Below are 15,537 nucleotides of genomic sequence, written 5' to 3'. Positions count from 1 at the left end.
TGAGGACTTTTTGAACGGGAACCCGCGCCGATTGCAGTTGCAGCGCGCTCGAGGCGGATCAGGTCCGGCTGCAGGCGTGCCCAGCAGAAATCTCTCAAGTAGTGCCGAACCCTGGCGATAAGGTCACAGCGTTGACATGGAGGGGATGCCAGGCACAGAAGTGCGCAGGCCGGGCTAGGGCCGGCCCCGGTGCCAGAACGGCGCCCGCGGCAACACTGTCCCTTCTGCCATGTAATCGGTGCTCTTTGGCGGCCGATACCGATGAGAGTCGCACCGAGGGGTACCCGAGAGGGTACCCCTGCTTTTTTTCCGGGGGAGTCCGGGCGGGAAGTGGTGAGGAGGGATCAGTAGAGGAGGTAGGGCTTGCGCAGCTCCAGGAAGCTTTTCACTCCTGGCGCCCAGCGGGCTTCGATGGCGGCCGGTGTCTCGCCCGCCTGCAGCCCCTTGCGCAGCTCAGGCGAACCTGCCATGTCGTCGATCCCCCCCCGGAAGAACAGGGGACGGGCCTGGTCGGGGAGCGCCGCCTGCAGCGCGGCCAAAAGCGCGACACCGGTCTGCACCGGCAAGACCTTGCGGTAGTCGGTGATCTCGATGCTCACCCCCGCCACCTCGCGGTCGCGGTACTTCGGCGCGCTGGAGATGCCGGGGAGCCGGACCGGGGTGAACTGCAGCGGATCGAAGTGCAGTCCCGGGAGACGTTCTTCGTTCAGACGCAGGGCGAGGGCCTTGGCGTCGATGCCGGGCCAACCGGCGATCTGGAACGGTCTCGTGCTGCCGCGTCCTTCCGAGGCGCCGGTCCCCTCCAGCAGGCCGGTGCCGGGGTAGAGCAGCACCGAGTCGATGGCGGCCAGGTTTGGGCTGGTGGCGACCCAGCGCAGCCCCGTATCCGGCCAGCGCATCTCCCGCTGCCACCCATGCATGCGCACCACCTGCAGGTCGAGCTTCTCCAGGTCCGGCAGCATCCCTTCCCCCTTGATCATCCCGGCCAGCTCCCCTACCGTCAGGCCGTGGGCCAACGGGATCGGGTAGAGCGAGGTGAAGCTCCCCGGGATCTTCTCCCTCACGAAGCCGGCGACGTAGTCCCCCCCAAGGGGGTTGGGACGGTCCAGCACCAGGAAGGGGATGCCGGCCTGGGCGGCGGCCTGCATGGCGAGCCCCATGGTGGAGATGTAGGTGTAGAAGCGCGCGCCGGCGTCCTGGATGTCGAAAACCAACAGGTCGATACCCTTGAGGTCGTCCGGGCGCGGCTTCTTGCTGGCGCCGTACAGGCTCTTCACCGGTATGGCCGCCGCGTTGTCGTCGGCCAGCTTGACGCCGTCCTCGGCATTCCCCTTCAGGCCGTGCTCGGGAGAGAAGATCACTACGGGCTTCACCCCTTTTTGCTCCATCAGCGTCAGGACGTGGGTGTCCCCCACCATGGCGGACTGGTTGGTGATCAGGGCGAAGCGCTTTCCCTGTAGCGGCGGGAACCCCTGCTCGCTCAGGATCTCGGCGCCGGTCTTGACGGGTTCGGCCCGGGAGGAGAGTGGGAACAAAAGGAACAGCATCAGGGTCACTGCGAGAACGGATGGTGCAACTCGAAACACGATGTACCGCCTTCTGGTTCAGATGATGGCAGAGCTTACTCCACAACTTTCTGCGAAGGCAAGCCCTATGCGGTTCTTCGGTGAGTTGCATCACAATTTGTCTCGGCCGGGGGTCTGTCAAACGTGAAAGGCGCGATCGCGACTGCCATGCTGGTACTGGCCCTGGCACAGCCGGTTTGGGCCGAGGAGGCCTGGCAGGCGACCTTCGATGATACCTGCTCCAAGAGCAACCAGGCCATGACCATGTCGGTGCAGGAGCTGCGCGACCTGTTGGCCACGTGCGACGCGCTGCAGAAGGTGATCGAGACCCAGGAGGAGTCGGTACGCAAGGTGTACCTGAAACGCCTGTCGCTGTGCCGCAACCTTTACGCGTTCATGCTGGAGTACAAGCAGAGCAACCAGGCCAAGTAGACCTGTTCGGGGTGGGGGGAGTGCCAGGATGGAGTCGGTGGTGCTGGGGAAGGGGATGAGGATGCTGTTGCGTGCCGTGCCGGCGTGTGCCCTCGTGCTCGTCCTGAGTTCCGGAGGGGCGGCCATGGACCGCAGCGAGCCGGCCAAGGTTTCTCCCACCAGGAACATTTCGCCGAGCTCGACTGCTCCAGCTGCCACCCCGACATCTTCAACATCAAGGTGAAGTCGACCAGCGCCTTTACCATGGACACCAACATCTACGGAAACTTCTGCGGTGCCTGCCACATGCTGGTCGCCTCCCCTATGAACGACTGCAAGCGCTGCCACAAAGGGATGAGCGACAGCTTCGGCAGTAGCGCCCCTCCCGCTAGCACCCCACCCAGCTCGCCTGCCGATCGAAGCAGTTCAGAGACCCCCTGCGCTCCAGGGCGAGCCCCGCGTACTGGTCCATCCCCAGGCAGAGCGCCGCATAGATCCTCGCCGCCGCCAGCACTTCCGGGAAGCTTACCTGCTCCTCGGGGGTGTGGGAGATCTCCAGCGCGCCCGGCCCAAGGATGAGCGGCCGGCATCCCGCCGCGTGGAACAGGTTCCCGTCCGAGTGCGACCGGAAGGCCTCGAACTTCAGGGTGAGCCCGAGGCGCTGGTAGGTCTGTTCCAGGATGCGGGCCAGCGGGTTGTCGGTCCCCAGGTTGTAGCCGGGGGAGGCGAAGTCGAAGGCGACCGAGAGGTCGAGCCCCGGTATGTACTGCCCGGCGCCGGCGGTGATGCGGCGGATGGCCTGCTCCACGGATCCCGGATCGCGCTCGGGGGGGAGGTGCAGGTCGATCCACGCCTCGCAGCGGTCCGGCACCACGAATCCCTTCTGGGAGGAGCGCATCTCCCTGATCGAGTAGACGATCTCGGATTCGCCCCGCTTGAACAGGGAGTCCTTCCCGAGGTGAAGAAGCACCCGCAGCATCGACTCCACGGCGTTGTGCCCCAACTCGGGGAGCGAGGAGTGGCTGCGCACCCCCCGGGTGACGAACCCCGCTTCCAGGTAACCGAAGTGCGCGAAGCAGGCGGAGAGGCCGGTCGGTTCCCCGATCACGGCCCACGGGGCGCTGCACCGCTTGAGAAAGGCGGCGCTGCCGTCCCCGTTCTCCTCTTCACCCACCACCAGCAGTAGCCCAACGCTCGGGCGTCGCGCAGGTTTGAGCGCCTGCGCCAGAGCGAGCCAGGTCTCCAGCATGGCGGCGCAGCCACCCTTCATGTCGGCGCTCCCCAGCCCCCGGACCAAGTCCCCATCCTCCCGCGCCCCGAACTCCTCCAGGTCCCAGGCGGGAACCGTGTCCACATGCCCCACCAGATAGAGCCTCGGTTCGTCCTCTCCCATGGTGACGCGCAGGTTGTAGCGCTCTTCCTCGACCTCCTGGCGCTCCACGGAGAATCCGGCGCGGGAGAGGAGGTCCTCAAGGTAGAGCTGGATGTCCTCCTCCTTTCCCGAGGGTGAGTATATGTCGAGCAGGTCGGTGAGGGTCCCCTTGAGCCGTGCGGGGGCGATGGCGGCCATGACCTCTTCGAGCCGGCCGCTCATGGCTTTTTCACCGGCTTCTTCTTTTGCCGCTTGGAGAGGTTGAGCGTCATGTAGAGGTGCTCCTGCACGTTGTCGAAACCGTGCTTCTTGAAGAACCGGATGGCCGGTTCGTTGTCGGCCGAGGTGTCGATGATGATCATGCGTACCCCCTGTTCCTTGAAGCGCCTTTTCAGTTCCTTGAAGAGCCGGGCGCCGACCTGCACCTTCTGCAGCTCGCGGCGCACCCCGAGCCAGACCAGGTAGCCGTACTTCCAGGGCGAGTGGTGCTTCTTGACGGTGGTGCCCAGGGCGAACCCCAGGATGCGGTCCTCGTGCTCGGCCACGATGCAGAGCTCGTTGTCCGAGTTGAACAGCGTGGTGATCTCGTATTCGTCCCAGGTGCGGTAGAGGCTTTGCGAATATTCCGCGGTGAAGACCTCCTCCCCGATGTGAAACACCTCCGGCAGGTCCTCGATGATCATCTGCCGGATGCGGGGGGCCTCCTCTTCGTGCTGGTCGTTGTGCGGCATGACCTACCTCGTGAACGGCTTAGTTGGCTGCTGCTGACATTATAACAGAGTTGCGACGCGGGGGACTGAGACAGCAGTCCTCCCTTCTGGCAAGGGGGATGCGGGGTGACAAGACGGTAAGGCGTCGATGGCATCAAAAGCTTCTACGCTAAGAGGCGGAGCCGCAAAGGCGCAGGGAATATGAGATTCGAACCCAGCTCCACCTTCTTCTCCCAGGACGTCGCGGGGCGGGGGAGAGCGTAACTTCAGTTGCGGCGATGCTTTTCAAGTTCAATCCGTGGTCGCGTGCTCATAGGCAGAAAACTCTGTCGTGGTTTTGCTCCCGCATCTTCGCTCTGCCTGCCGGATATTGTTGAGGAAACAAGAACATCGTCGTCCGACATGGTAAACTTCATGGGTTCGTAATCTGGAAAGGTTAGGCGTTTCCTATCTCGATCTGCAGCTCCTCCGGCGCGAGGAGGGGCGGGGGCGAAAAAGGGAAAGCCGACGCGCCTGGAGCCTCATGTCCCGATCCCTTGCCACACACTTTCGTATCGCCCTCTGCCTCGCCTGGCTCTTTTGCCTTGCCGCACCGCTTCGTGCCGCCGAGCCGGTAGAGGTCGCCGTCTCCGGCGTCGAGGGGGATGCCCAGGACAACGTGCGCCGGGCGCTGGAACTGCCGCATGGCCTGGTGCGCGACGGCAAGGTCGACCGGCTCTGGCTGGAGCGCTTTGCGCGCCAGGCGCCGGAAAAGGCGCGGGTGGCCCTGCAGCCTTACGGTTTCTACCGCGCCAAGGCGACTGCCACGGTGCGGGAAGGGAAGGGGGGAGAGGGGAGGGTGGAGGTGGTGGTCGATCCGGGCGAACCGGTGCGGGTCGTCGAGGTCGACCTGAAGCTCGAGGGGGAAGGGGCGCAACAAAAGGAGTTGCGCCGCCAGGCCGCCTCCTTCCCGCTTGCCGCCGGGGGGGTGCTGTTGCAGCCCGACTACGAGCGGGGCAAGAGTGCACTACAGGCGCAGGCCCAGACCCTTGGCTACCTGGATGCCGGCTTCCCCCGCCACGAGATCCGGATCTCCCCCGATCTTGCCACCGCCCGTATCCACCTCACCCTGGATACCGGCGCCCGCTACTACTTCGACGGCACCCGCATCGAGGGGGGCGCTGAATATCCGGATATCTTCCTGAAGCGGTTCATCGCCTTCAAGGAAGGGGAGCCCTTCTCCTACGCCAAGCTCGGCGAGACCCAGCTCAACTTCGCCAATGCGGAGCGCTTCCGGCAGGTGGTGGTGACGCCGCAACGTGAGGAGGCGAAGGGGCACAAGGTCCCGATCCTGGTTCGCCTCACCAGTGCGCCGCGGCGCACCCTGCGTCCCGGCATTGGCTACGGCACCGATACCGGCGGCAGGTTCTCGGTGCACTACCGCGATCTCAACCTCGCCCACGAGGGGAACGATCTCGACCTGAGCCTCTACGTGGCGGAGCGCCTGCAGGGGTTTGCGGGGCGCTACACCGTACCCAGCAAGAGCGATCTCAGGAGCTCCACCTCGATCCAGCTGAACCTGCAGCGCGAGACCGTCTCCACCTATCAAAGCCGGCTGGCGGCCATCGAGGTGGACCGCAACTTCGGCCTGGGGCGCGGCGAAGTCGCCACCCCCTACCTGAAGATCCAACAGGAAAACTACAAGGTGGCGAACGTGAACTCCCAGTCTCGGCTGGTGCTCCCGGGTTTTCGCTTCTCCAAGGACAAGTTCAACGACCTGGTCCGCCCGACGAGCGGTTACCGCTTCTCGGTCGACCTGCGCGGCGCCCACCAGTACCTCGGCTCGGATACCGGACTGGTCCAGGCCATCGGCAACGCCAGCGTGCTGATTCCCATGCCCGGGCGCCTCACCTTCCATGCGCGCGCCAACACGGGGTACAGCCTCCTCACCGACCCGCTTGCGGAACTCCCTCCCTCGATCCGCTTCTTCGCCGGCGGCGACCAGAGCGTGCGCGGCTACGCCTATCAAAGCCTCGGTCCCAAGGACGCGGCCGGCAGGGTGGTGGGGGGAAAACACCTGCTGGTCGGGAGCGTCGAGCTGGAGCGGGCCCTGTTCAAGAACTGGGGCGTCTCGATATTCGACGACATCGGCAACGCCTTCAACGACTTCGGCAACATCGATCTGATGCAGGGGGTGGGGGTGGGCGCCCACTACTACACGCCGGTGGGGGGGCTTAACCTTTACCTGGCCCATCCGCTGGCAGCCGGCGCCCCCCCCGTTCGCATCCATTTCTCCGTGGGGTTTGAATTTTGAGACGGTTCGCGCTCTACATAGGGCTCCCCCTGCTGGGGCTCCTCCTCGCCATGGTCCTGGGGCTCTTCTGGCTTCTGGGTACCAGCTCCGGCGCTCGTTTCGCCCTGACCACCCTCGGGGGGCTCTCAGGCGAGAAGGTCTCGGTGCGGCAGGTCGAGGGGCGGCTTTGGGACCGGCTGCGGCTGACCGGGGTGCGGCTGGACCGCCCCAAGGTGGTGCTGCAGCTGGAGCGCCTGGAGCTTTCCTGGGAGCCCGTGCGCCTTTTGCACGGCAAGCTCCTGGTGCACGATCTTTCCCTCACCGCGCTGCGCATCCAGGACGACACCCCGCTGGTCGCCAAGACGCCGGAGCTGCGCTGGCCGCAGGTGAGCGAAACGGTGCGGCGCCTGGAGGCGCGGGTCGAGCGTTTCAGCCTGAAGGGGATGAGCTACCGCCACCTCCAGGGCGAACCCTTCCTGTTGAGCGAGCTGGCGGCCGGGCTGACCCTGCGCGACGGCGTCCTGGCCGTCTCCGGGGGGAGCGTTTCCGCGGCGCAAGGGAGCGCCTCGGGGGAACTCACGGCAGGGTTGCGGCACCCATCGCTGCATCTTGAACTGCACCTCGCCCCGTCGCAGCCGATGGCCGACCTGGACGCCTTCTCGGTGCAGGCGCGCCTCGAATCGGGGGGGGAGCCCGAGCAGCTGGCCGGGCCGGTCGCGCTCACCGGCAGCCGCGACGGAGGGAAACGCCTCGACATCTCCAGCGAGCTCGGCATCACCCGTGCCGGTTTCAACTTCAGGAGCTTTCGAATGCTGCGCCCCGGCCGCCCCGGGCTTCTCACCGGCAACGGCAGCATGACCCTCACCAAGGACGAGCCCCTCTTCGCGCTCGCCCTTCACGCCGACAATCTCGACCTCGGGCGGGAGTTCGCCCATCCAGCCCTCCTCGACGGCGACCTCACCTTCTCCGGCAGCCCCGCCCGCTACCTCGGTACCTTCTCCCTCACCAACCGCGGCCCCGGCTGGGAGAGCATGGGGCTAGCCGCACGTTATCGCGGTGGCAAGAACGGCGTGCGCCTGGACCCGCTCTCCGGCAACTGGCTCAAGGGGAGCGTGCGCGGCGCGCTCGACGTGGACTGGAGCGGCGGCTGGCGGGTGAGCGGCAAGCTGACCGGCCGAGGACTTGACCCGGAAAGCCTCGCCGCCGACTGGAAAGGGAGGGTGAACCTCGACCTCACCGGGGTGGTGGGGCAGCGGGACCGGGGGGCGGTGCAGGGGAGCGTTCAGGCGCGGCTGCTGCAGAGTAGGCTCAAGGGGCGGGATCTGACCGGCGAGCTCGAGGGTAGCTTCGCCGGGGCCAAGGTCGCGGTGAAGCGCCTGATGCTGGCGGGTAAAGGGTTCCGGCTCCGGGGGAGCGGCGAGCCTGACCGGCGCTTCGACTTCACCGCCGACGTGACCGATCTCTCCGGTCTGCTGCCGGGAAGCGCGGGTGCCGTTGCCGCGGACGGCTGGCTGCGCTGGCGCGATGGGATGCTCTCCGGCGCGGCCGCTGCCAGGGGACGCAACCTTGCGGCGGCCGGCGTCCGTACCGGTGCCGTCGATCTGCAGGCAAGCCTCGGGGAGGGTAAGGATTACCCGGTCTCCCTGCGCGGGACGGCGAGTACCGTGCGCGCGGGAGAGCTTGCTGTGGACGCGGCCACCTTCGCGCTGCGCGGCACCTCGAAGCGGCACACCATCGAGGCGCAGCTCACCTCCGGCGTCGCCAAGGTCGATCTCCTCGCCTCCGGCGGCTACGCCGACGGCGTCTGGCGCGGCGAACTCTCCCGCTTCTCCGGCAACGACGGCGTGGGCCCCTTCGCGCTCGCCGCCCCGGCGCGGCTCACCGTCGGGCAGGGGCGCTTCAGCACCACGCCGCTGGTCATCGACGGGGCGCCCGGCGAGCGCATTGAGCTGGCCGGTAACCTGAACCGCGACCGCTCGGGCGCCTTCCGGGGGAGCTGGAGCGGCCTCAACCTCGCCCGGGCCGGCGTCTGGCTCCCCAAGGGGGAACTCTCCGGCGCCTCTTCCGGCAGTTTCGACCTGAGGCTCGCCCCCGGTGGGCGAGCCACCCTGAACGCACGTGCCGAGGCGAGCGGCGCCGTTGTCGCCGACGGCAGGCGGGTCGGGTTGGAGCGGCTGCTGGCCACGCTGCAGGGAGGGGAAGGGGGAGTCGACGCCACCGCCGATCTCGCGCTGGAAAAAGGGGGCGGCAGCGCCCGTCTCACCTTCCATTCCGGCGAGCACGCCGCCCTGGCGCTGCCGCGGCGCGGCGACCTTACCCTGAACTGGGCGAATCTCGACCTGGCGCTGCTGCGCCCCTACCTCTCGCCCGAACTGAGCCTGGAGGGGAGGCTTGCCGGAGAGGTGAAGGGGCGACTCTTGCCGGGACGGCGCATGGACCTGGCCGGCAACACCTCCCTTGCCGGCGGCAGGGTCATCTGGCGGGCCAAGGGGGACGAGTTCGACGCCTCCATCGACCGGGCGGAACTCTCCTTCCAGCGGCACGACACCGGGAAGCCCGGGGGGGAGCTGGTCCTGCACGGCAGTGCCGACGCCACCGGGGCCTACCAGTCCAAAGGGGAAAAGGTGATCGGGAGCCAGTTCACCGTCCGCATCGATGCCGACGGCAAAGGGACCCGTGCCGCCGCCGACCTCTGGCTCGACACCGGTGGAAGCCTCAGGGGCGTGCTCTCCTCCGACTCTCCCGCCGGCAGCGCCCTTCCCGAGACCGGAGACTTCAGCGTCGAGTGGAGCGACATCAAGCCGGCCCTGCTGCGTCCCTGGCTCCCGGGGACCATGGACCTGCAGGGGGAGCTCCACGGCAACGCCAAGGGGAGGCTCCTTCCCGGCAAGCGGCTGGATCTGGCGGGCGAAGCCGGCTTCTCGCAGGGAAGCGCCCGGTGGCAGGGAAGTACCGGCGAGGCGAGCGCCGCGATCCGCTCGGCCCTGGTGAGCTTCGCCTGGCGCGGCGAGAGCCTGACCGGAAACCTGGACCTTTCCCTCGCCGACTACGGGCAGGCCAAGGGCGACTTCCTCCTGCCGATCCCGGCCCGGCTGCCGGTGACTCCGAACCAGGCCGGCGCGGTGCAGGGGCGCTTGTCGGGGACGCTGCAGGAGCACGGCTTCCTCACCGCATTCTTCCCGGGGGTGGTGCAGGAAACCCGCGGCACGCTCAGCGTCGATATCAAGGCGGCGGGAACCTGGGGCGATCCTACCGTGAACGGGACCCTGGAGCTCGCCGATGCCGGTGCCTATCTCCCCAGTGCCGGGATCACCCTCACCGGGGTGCAACTCCTGGCGCGCCTGGACCACGATGAGATGCGCATCGAGAGGTTGAGGGCGCTCTCCGATGGCGGCGAACTGACCGGCACCCTGCTGATGAGGCTCAAGGGGTGGCAGGTGCAGGATTACCGGGGCACCCTGAGCGGGCAGCGTTTCCAGACCGTGTACCTGCCGGAACTCACCATGTACACCTCGCCGCAACTCACCTTCGAAGGCGACGCCAAAAAGGCCACCATCAACGGCGAGATCGGGGTCCCCGAGATGCTGATCTCCGGCTCCCCCACGCAGCACGTGGTCGCGCCGAGCGAGGACGTCGTCTTCGAGGGCGCTCCCCCCAAGGGTAAGGAGCCCCGCATCCCGTTGCTCGTGGAGGGGAGGGTGAAGGTGGTGCTCGGGGACAAGGTGCAGGTGGAGGCATCAGGAATCGACGCGCAGCTCGGGGGGAGCATGGACCTTGTGCTGAACGGGATCGACAAGATCGAGAGTTCCGGGGAGATCAAGGTGATCAAGGGACGCTACCGCGCCTACGGCATGAACCTGGAGATCGTGCGGGGACGGATCTACTACGTGAACGACCCGGTGACCCGGCCCACCCTTGACGTCCTGGCCCTGCGCACCGTTGGCGACGTCAAGGCGGGGGTCACCGTGGGCGGGTTCCTGAACGCACCGGTGGTCAAGCTCCACTCGGAGCCCACCATGCCCGAGGTGGACATCCTTGCCTACATGGTGCTCGGACACCCCATGGGGACCAGCGGCGAGCAGGGGAGCGCGCTGGCCACCGCTGCCGCCGGCATCTTCTCCTTCGGGAAGTCGGAGTCGTTGCAGGAGCAGATCAAGGACCGGCTCGGCCTGAGCACGCTGGGACTGGAGTCGGTCGACACATCGAGCACCGGCCGGATGGGGTACAAGGAGATCGCCACCACCCCGACCGGTGCGATTTCCGCCAAGACGCCCGTAGCCGGCGAGTCCGTCTTCTCGGTGGGCAAGTACCTGGCCCCGGATCTCTACCTCAGCTACGGCAGGTCGCTGATCACGGGACAGAACCTTTTCCGGCTGCGCTACGACATCTTCAAGCGCATGCAGATCGAGACCCAGAGCGGCTCCGAGTCCGGCGTTGACCTCTATTACAAGCTGGAATTCAGGTGATCCCGGAGTTTCATTCCACTTCTCGTTACCGGTTAGCGGGGATCTTCCGCTAGTCCCTCTTCCTCAGGGAGAGGGTGCCCGAAGGGCGCACCAGCCATTTCGTCTCGGCTACTCCTGGATGACATTTATCAAGCGGCTTGTATCGAACCCCAGTACCGCAGCCTTGGAGATTAAACTACTTTTTACCTCCGGCTGCATCGTCGGAGTTCTGGACAGAATCCACAAATACGACCGGTCCGGCCCGCAGACGAGGGAATACTGGTACTGATCCTTATCAAGATCGATGATTACGTAGGAGCCGTAAAAGGGTCCGAAGAATGAAACCTTCAGGTACCCCTTGGTCGGGTCTTCCACGAAGTAAGCCTTCCCGATGGCTTCCTTCGACTTGTTATCCTTTGCTGAATAGCCGCGATTTATTACCTTCAGCCCGCCATCCTCTCGTAAAGCGTACTCTGCGCTGACATGTGTCAGCCCCCGTTCAAAGGAATGATCCAGTCGCGCAATCTCGTACCACTTGCCCAAGTACCGCTGAACATCGAAATTATCGACCGGTTTCACCCCTTCTGGTATTCCCACGCAACCGGTAAGGAGCACGGTCAACAATAGTGACAGCTTTTTCATGGCGGGAGGTCCTTGCGCGATAATGGATATTTTGCACGTAGGTCTGCAGTTTGTCTGCCTTGCCCAATGCAGTGCGTAGGGGGGGGCAGGTCTTGTCGAATGGTTACGGCGTCACTTTGTAAAGGTGTATGTCACCCTGTTGGATGATCCGGCTACCATGTTAGAGATGTACACCGTCAATGTATAGGTTCCGGCGGCAAAACCGGCATAGCTTTCGGAGAAGGTCAGGATACCGCTGCGCTGTGCTGGTGCGTCCACCCCCGGTTGTTCTCGAAAGACTTCAATCCCCTGTGCATTCGTGAAGTAGGCCGTACGGGCTGCGAGATCGTCGACTGGGGCATTGAATCCGAGGGTCACATCGATTTTTTGCCCGGCGGTGTCATTGACGAAGTTCGAGGAGGTGATGGTGGGATGGGTTGCGGGCTGCGGAACTATCGACAAGTCGTCGCTTCCGCAACCTGTGATTAGCGTCATCAGCAGCAATGTACATGAGAAAAATACATTCTTCATCGGAGCTACCTCCGTTGTGAGGGCGGTTCACTTGAAAGAAAAGGGAACAGGCTGCATTACCTCCTTTTACTCTCGCATTTGATCTGGTAAATGCCGCTACTTCTTCGCGAGGTAGCGGCTCTTCACGTTGTAGGTCACCATCCATTCGGCCATGGTGCGCTTGGGGAGGGTCTTCAACAGTTCGGCGCTGATGGCGTCGGCATCACTTGTCTTCGCCGCCAGCTCGGTCGCCTTCTTGTCGAAGAGCCGGATGTACTCTTTCATCTCCTTCAAATCCTTCTTTCCGGAAAGGGGACCGTGACCGGGGACGACCTTTTCAACGTCCATGGCCAGCAGGGCGTCGATGGTCCGAATCCAGCCGCCGAAGTCGCCGTCGGCCAGGAAGGGGTGGAAGTCGGTGAAGAGGATGTCTCCGGCAAAGAGGATCTTCCTCGCCGGGAGGTACACCACGAGGCTCCCTGCGGTGTGGGAGGGGGCGGTCCGGATCAGACGCACTTCCTCGCCGCCCAGGTCGAGCAGCATTTCGTCGCTGAAGGCGAGGGTCGGCACGGCTATTTCGGTCCCCGCCATGTCCTCGGGCTTCAGGCCGTAACTCGCGGCCCTCTGCAACAGTCCGGCGCCGTTGGCGGCGAGATAGTTGCGGTCGGCTTCGTGGGAGATGACGGTCGCGCCCAGCTTGGCGAAGACGCAGTTGCCCAGCGCATGATCCAGATGGGTGTGGGTGTTCACCACGTACCTGATCGGCTTGTCGGTGACCTTCCGGATGTCGGCCAGGAAGCGTTGCCCTTCCTTAGCGGAGATCAGGGTGTCGATCACCAGCACGCCGTCCTTACCGATTACGATGCCGGCGTTGGCGGCGAAGCTGTTGGCCGGGGAGGCGTCTTTGGAGCCGACGTAGGAGTAGACGTTGTCGGCGAGTTTGGTGAGTTCCGCGCAGGCACCCTGGGCCAGCAGCAGGGTAAGGGCCAGGACGAGTTCGGTCAGTATCGCGGGGCGTTTCATCGCGTGCTCCTTTTTCAGAAAGTGATGGTTTCGGAACCGAAACCGACCAGTTCGATGTCTGGCAGGTTCTGGCAAACCTCGGCGACGGTCTTGTGGGTGGTGAGTGCGCGGATAACGACCGGCAGCGGCTCGGGCCAGATCTCGGGGAGGTCTGCTTCCAGGCGTTCGCTGATCGTGAAGGCAAGGTGCTCATCCGGGGGGCTGAACTGCGCGTCGACACCGGGCTTGTTGCCGCGGGGATCGACCCGGTACCAGCCGTGGTCCGGCAGCCAGATGGCGTTCAGGCCGTGCAGGCAGTATGGGGGACCGCCGTCGTGCAGGGACAGCCGCTGGTAGCAAAGGCCGGCGGCAATCCCGTTGGCGCGCAGCAGGGCGGCCAGCAGATGGCTCTTGGCGTAGCAGTAGCCGGTGCCGTGTTCGAGCACTTCGGATGCGCGGCAGGTCACCGGTTCCAGCCTGTAATCCCAGCTGTGCTTTATCCGGTCGCGGACAAACTCGAAAGAGCGCCTGGCGATCTCCGTCTTGTTGAGCCCGCCGGCAGACAGAAGCTGCGCCTTTTCAAATACGGCGGGATGATGCCAATCGATGTATTCCGTCGCCTCGAGGTATTGATCCATGCTCCACCCTTTCCTGCATCATCTCTGTGCTTGCTGATCCTGCATTTTCAGAGTCAACATACTATCACGGTATAGATAAGAGAAAAGCACCGCCAGGATAAAAGTGACGGCGCCGGCGGTGAAAAAGCCGGTGGAGAAGCCCGCCGCTTTGATGACCATGCCCATGGTGGCGGAGCTGAGCATCATGCCCAGGTAGATACAGCTGTTGTACAGTCCAAGCCCAAGACCGCGCTGTTTGGGAGGCATCACGACAACCACCAGGGCGCTCAGCGCAGTGAATCCGATCCCCATGCCGGCCCCGAGGACGCAGGCGCAGATGAGGAGCGTCGCCATGCCGTGGGCCAGCCCGGCGGCGCCCACGGCGAGCGCGCAGAGCACGAGGCCGATGCCGGACATGACTCCGCGGTCCACCCGGTCGCTCAGGTGGCCGAACGGGATGCGCAAAAGGACGTTCACCAGTGCCTGTGCCGCGAAGATGATGCCGATCTGCCCGACGTTGAGGCCAAGGGCGCGGGCATGCAGGGGAAGAAAGGAGATGAACATGCCGAAACCGAAGCATCCCCCCAGCGTTCCCACCAGCGCCGCCAGGAGACGGCGGTTGGCGAGGATGCCGGTGGGGAGCTGTTCGGCGTGCTCGTCGTGGGGTTGCTCCTGCGGGGTCGGGAGGAAGCAGAGGACGGCCGCGAGCGCCGCCACGATGAGCCCTCCGGAGATGAAGAAGACTTCCCGGATTCCCAGCGCCTTGCCGAACCAGCCGCCGCTGGCGGGACCGAAGGTCATGGCGAGGTAGACGGCCGTGGTGTACCAGCTGTAGGCGCGTCCGACGTGGGTGCGCGGCACGACCCGGGCCACCGAGGACATCATGGTGGGGGTGAAGGCGGAGAGCCCCATTCCGAAGATGAGATAGACGGAGCCGAGCAGCAGCGGCGTATAGCAGAAGGGGATCAAAAGGGAGGCGCAGCTCATCAGGGCCAGGCCGGTGATGAGGACGGGCCTGATGCCGATCCGGTCCGAGAGCAGGCCGGAGGGGACGGCGAGGATGCCGGCGGAAAGCATGAAAGCGGCGTTGATGAGCCCGATCTGAGCGGTGCCGGCGCCGATACTGCTGGCCAGCAGCGGGAGCACCGGTATGCGCATGTAGGCCCCGAGGAAGCAGATGAAGCCGATGACGCAGCAGGTGAGCACCTGGATGCTCTGGCGATGGCCGGGCGTCCGGTATTGCCGGGTGAGGTCGATGTCGAGGTCGGTATCGCTCATGATCCGGCCAAGCTAGCCGCAACGATGAGCGCTGTCAACATTAAACCCGCGGGAGAGAGGCTCCGGAGGTTCGCTCGCACAGAATTCCCCTCACCCCTCCCCTCTCCCGGAGGGAGAGGGGAGGTGGACCTTTTTCGGAGGGGGAGGGAGCGGATCTCTTCCGAAGGGGGAGTGGGCTTCCATCGCGGGGATGGTAACGTGCGGCTGCTACAGGTCGATCTCCTCGATCCTTCTGAACAGCCGGCCGCCGCTCTCCTCGATGAAGTAGAGGACCTGGAGGTTCAGCGGTACGCCGGGGAAGTCGCCGCAGTCCCTGAAGTCGGTGCGCAGTCCGTAGCACTTCTTTCCGATCCCGCAGCCGTAGCCGAGTTCCGCCACGGTGCCGCTGTCGGGCTCGGTGCCGTCCAGGACCGCCAGCACCAGGTCGCTCCCTTTGAGTCCCTGTGCATTCACCGCGCCGGTGAACCGCGCCGCCTCCTTGATCGCCCGCACCCGCTCGGCCCCGTCCTCGACGGACATCGCCTCCTTGATCCGCTGCGCCACTTCCTCCTGCTCCCAGGGATCGAAGACGCTGCAGCCCAGCTCCCCCAGGCGCCTCTTGATCCGCTCGCGGTACGGGTTGTTTTCCCGGCTGAAGCCTAAGGGGGAGGCGAGGTAGATTGTGGCTCGTTTCTCGGTCATGGCCTTCTCCGTCTGCGCCGCCTGCGCCGGCGCACCTTCGGGTGGTGTGGTGC

13 protein-coding genes and 1 pseudogene are annotated in these 15,537 nt (G+C 65.2%); 5 read left to right on the top strand and 9 right to left on the bottom strand.

The window, feature by feature from the left end:
- Positions 1 to 344: 344 nt before the first annotated feature.
- A complete protein-coding gene (locus KOM00_RS08245; RefSeq protein WP_236026829.1) occupies positions 345 to 1,547 on the bottom strand; it encodes an exo-beta-N-acetylmuramidase NamZ family protein in 1,203 nt (400 codons plus the stop codon).
- Positions 1,548 to 1,709: 162 nt separating this feature from the next.
- On the opposite strand from KOM00_RS08245, the gene KOM00_RS08240 reads away from it, so the two are divergent.
- The 3 genes and pseudogenes from KOM00_RS08240 to KOM00_RS20645 form a co-directional block, all read left to right on the top strand.
- A complete protein-coding gene (locus KOM00_RS08240; RefSeq protein WP_239031683.1) occupies positions 1,710 to 1,997 on the top strand; it encodes a hypothetical protein in 288 nt (95 codons plus the stop codon).
- Positions 1,998 to 2,025: 28 nt separating this feature from the next.
- Positions 2,026 to 2,220 carry a hypothetical protein gene (locus KOM00_RS08235; RefSeq protein WP_216498576.1) on the top strand — a complete coding sequence of 65 codons (195 nt, stop codon included), beginning with the start codon at positions 2,026 to 2,028 and terminating at the stop codon, positions 2,218 to 2,220.
- Positions 2,202 to 2,267 (top strand): annotated as a pseudogene (locus tag KOM00_RS20645) (hypothetical protein); the annotation flags it as partial. The gene KOM00_RS08235 and the pseudogene KOM00_RS20645, both read left to right, overlap by 19 nt.
- Before the next feature lie 97 nt (positions 2,268 to 2,364).
- On the opposite strand, the gene KOM00_RS08225 reads toward KOM00_RS20645, so the two are convergent.
- Complete coding sequence (locus KOM00_RS08225) at positions 2,365 to 3,570, bottom strand: M20 family metallopeptidase (protein WP_216498436.1); 1,206 nt, start codon at positions 3,568 to 3,570, stop codon at positions 2,365 to 2,367.
- Positions 3,567 to 4,079: a GNAT family N-acetyltransferase gene (locus tag KOM00_RS08220; RefSeq protein WP_216498435.1), complete on the bottom strand. Its 513-nt coding sequence runs from the start codon at positions 4,077 to 4,079 to the stop codon at positions 3,567 to 3,569. The genes KOM00_RS08225 and KOM00_RS08220 overlap by 4 nt, the downstream gene beginning before the upstream one ends.
- A gap of 502 nt (positions 4,080 to 4,581) precedes the next feature.
- Here KOM00_RS08220 and KOM00_RS08215 point away from each other — a divergent pair.
- Both KOM00_RS08215 and KOM00_RS08210 read left to right on the top strand, forming a co-directional pair.
- Positions 4,582 to 6,351 (top strand): autotransporter assembly complex protein TamA, encoded by a 1,770-nt coding sequence (locus KOM00_RS08215; protein ID WP_216498434.1) that lies wholly within the window; start codon positions 4,582 to 4,584, stop codon positions 6,349 to 6,351.
- Positions 6,348 to 10,796, top strand: coding sequence for a translocation/assembly module TamB domain-containing protein (locus KOM00_RS08210; RefSeq protein ID WP_236026828.1), 4,449 nt, complete (start codon positions 6,348 to 6,350; stop codon positions 10,794 to 10,796). The genes KOM00_RS08215 and KOM00_RS08210 overlap by 4 nt, the downstream gene beginning before the upstream one ends.
- A 108-nt stretch (positions 10,797 to 10,904) precedes the next feature.
- Here the strand turns inward: KOM00_RS08210 and KOM00_RS08205 are convergent, their stop codons facing one another.
- The 6 genes from KOM00_RS08205 to KOM00_RS08180 form a co-directional block, all read right to left on the bottom strand.
- On the bottom strand, positions 10,905 to 11,417 hold the full coding sequence (locus KOM00_RS08205; protein WP_216498433.1) for a lipocalin family protein: 513 nt from the start codon (positions 11,415 to 11,417) through the stop codon (positions 10,905 to 10,907).
- A 111-nt stretch (positions 11,418 to 11,528) separates the two neighbouring features.
- Positions 11,529 to 11,927 (bottom strand): hypothetical protein, encoded by a 399-nt coding sequence (locus KOM00_RS08200; RefSeq protein WP_216498432.1) that lies wholly within the window; start codon positions 11,925 to 11,927, stop codon positions 11,529 to 11,531.
- 96 nt (positions 11,928 to 12,023) lie between these two features.
- Positions 12,024 to 12,929 carry an MBL fold metallo-hydrolase gene (locus tag KOM00_RS08195; RefSeq protein WP_216498431.1) on the bottom strand — a complete coding sequence of 302 codons (906 nt, stop codon included), beginning with the start codon at positions 12,927 to 12,929 and terminating at the stop codon, positions 12,024 to 12,026.
- 14 nt (positions 12,930 to 12,943) lie between these two features.
- Positions 12,944 to 13,546: a transglutaminase-like domain-containing protein gene (locus KOM00_RS08190; RefSeq protein WP_216498430.1), complete on the bottom strand. Its 603-nt coding sequence runs from the start codon at positions 13,544 to 13,546 to the stop codon at positions 12,944 to 12,946.
- Between the two features lie 18 nt (positions 13,547 to 13,564).
- The gene (locus KOM00_RS08185) at positions 13,565 to 14,803 is read right to left on the bottom strand and encodes an MFS transporter (RefSeq protein WP_216498429.1); all 1,239 of its coding nucleotides are present in this window, start codon (positions 14,801 to 14,803) and stop codon (positions 13,565 to 13,567) included.
- A 207-nt stretch (positions 14,804 to 15,010) separates the two neighbouring features.
- The gene (locus tag KOM00_RS08180) at positions 15,011 to 15,484 is read right to left on the bottom strand and encodes a nucleoside 2-deoxyribosyltransferase (RefSeq protein ID WP_216498428.1); all 474 of its coding nucleotides are present in this window, start codon (positions 15,482 to 15,484) and stop codon (positions 15,011 to 15,013) included.
- Positions 15,485 to 15,537: the final 53 nt, after the last annotated feature.

Origin of the sequence: Geomonas diazotrophica, assembly GCF_018919385.1 — a bacterium.
In the GTDB taxonomy this organism is placed as follows: domain Bacteria; phylum Desulfobacterota; class Desulfuromonadia; order Geobacterales; family Geobacteraceae; genus Geomonas; species Geomonas diazotrophica.
The sequence above is the reverse complement of the archived record's forward strand: the minus strand, read 5'-3'. Positions and strand labels throughout refer to the sequence as shown.

Coding starts and splice junctions, on each gene's coding strand:
- KOM00_RS08190 (WP_216498430.1), bottom strand. CDS start 13,546: ATGGATCAATACCTCGAGGCGACGGAATACATCGATTGGCATCATCCC.
- KOM00_RS08225 (WP_216498436.1), bottom strand. CDS start 3,570: ATGAGCGGCCGGCTCGAAGAGGTCATGGCCGCCATCGCCCCCGCACGG.
- KOM00_RS08200 (WP_216498432.1), bottom strand. CDS start 11,927: ATGAAGAATGTATTTTTCTCATGTACATTGCTGCTGATGACGCTAATC.
- KOM00_RS08245 (WP_236026829.1), bottom strand. CDS start 1,547: ATGCTGTTCCTTTTGTTCCCACTCTCCTCCCGGGCCGAACCCGTCAAG.
- KOM00_RS08180 (WP_216498428.1), bottom strand. CDS start 15,484: ATGACCGAGAAACGAGCCACAATCTACCTCGCCTCCCCCTTAGGCTTC.
- KOM00_RS08205 (WP_216498433.1), bottom strand. CDS start 11,417: ATGAAAAAGCTGTCACTATTGTTGACCGTGCTCCTTACCGGTTGCGTG.
- KOM00_RS08220 (WP_216498435.1), bottom strand. CDS start 4,079: ATGCCGCACAACGACCAGCACGAAGAGGAGGCCCCCCGCATCCGGCAG.
- KOM00_RS08195 (WP_216498431.1), bottom strand. CDS start 12,929: ATGAAACGCCCCGCGATACTGACCGAACTCGTCCTGGCCCTTACCCTG.
- KOM00_RS08185 (WP_216498429.1), bottom strand. CDS start 14,803: ATGAGCGATACCGACCTCGACATCGACCTCACCCGGCAATACCGGACG.
- KOM00_RS08215 (WP_216498434.1), top strand. CDS start 4,582: ATGTCCCGATCCCTTGCCACACACTTTCGTATCGCCCTCTGCCTCGCC.
- KOM00_RS08235 (WP_216498576.1), top strand. CDS start 2,026: ATGGAGTCGGTGGTGCTGGGGAAGGGGATGAGGATGCTGTTGCGTGCC.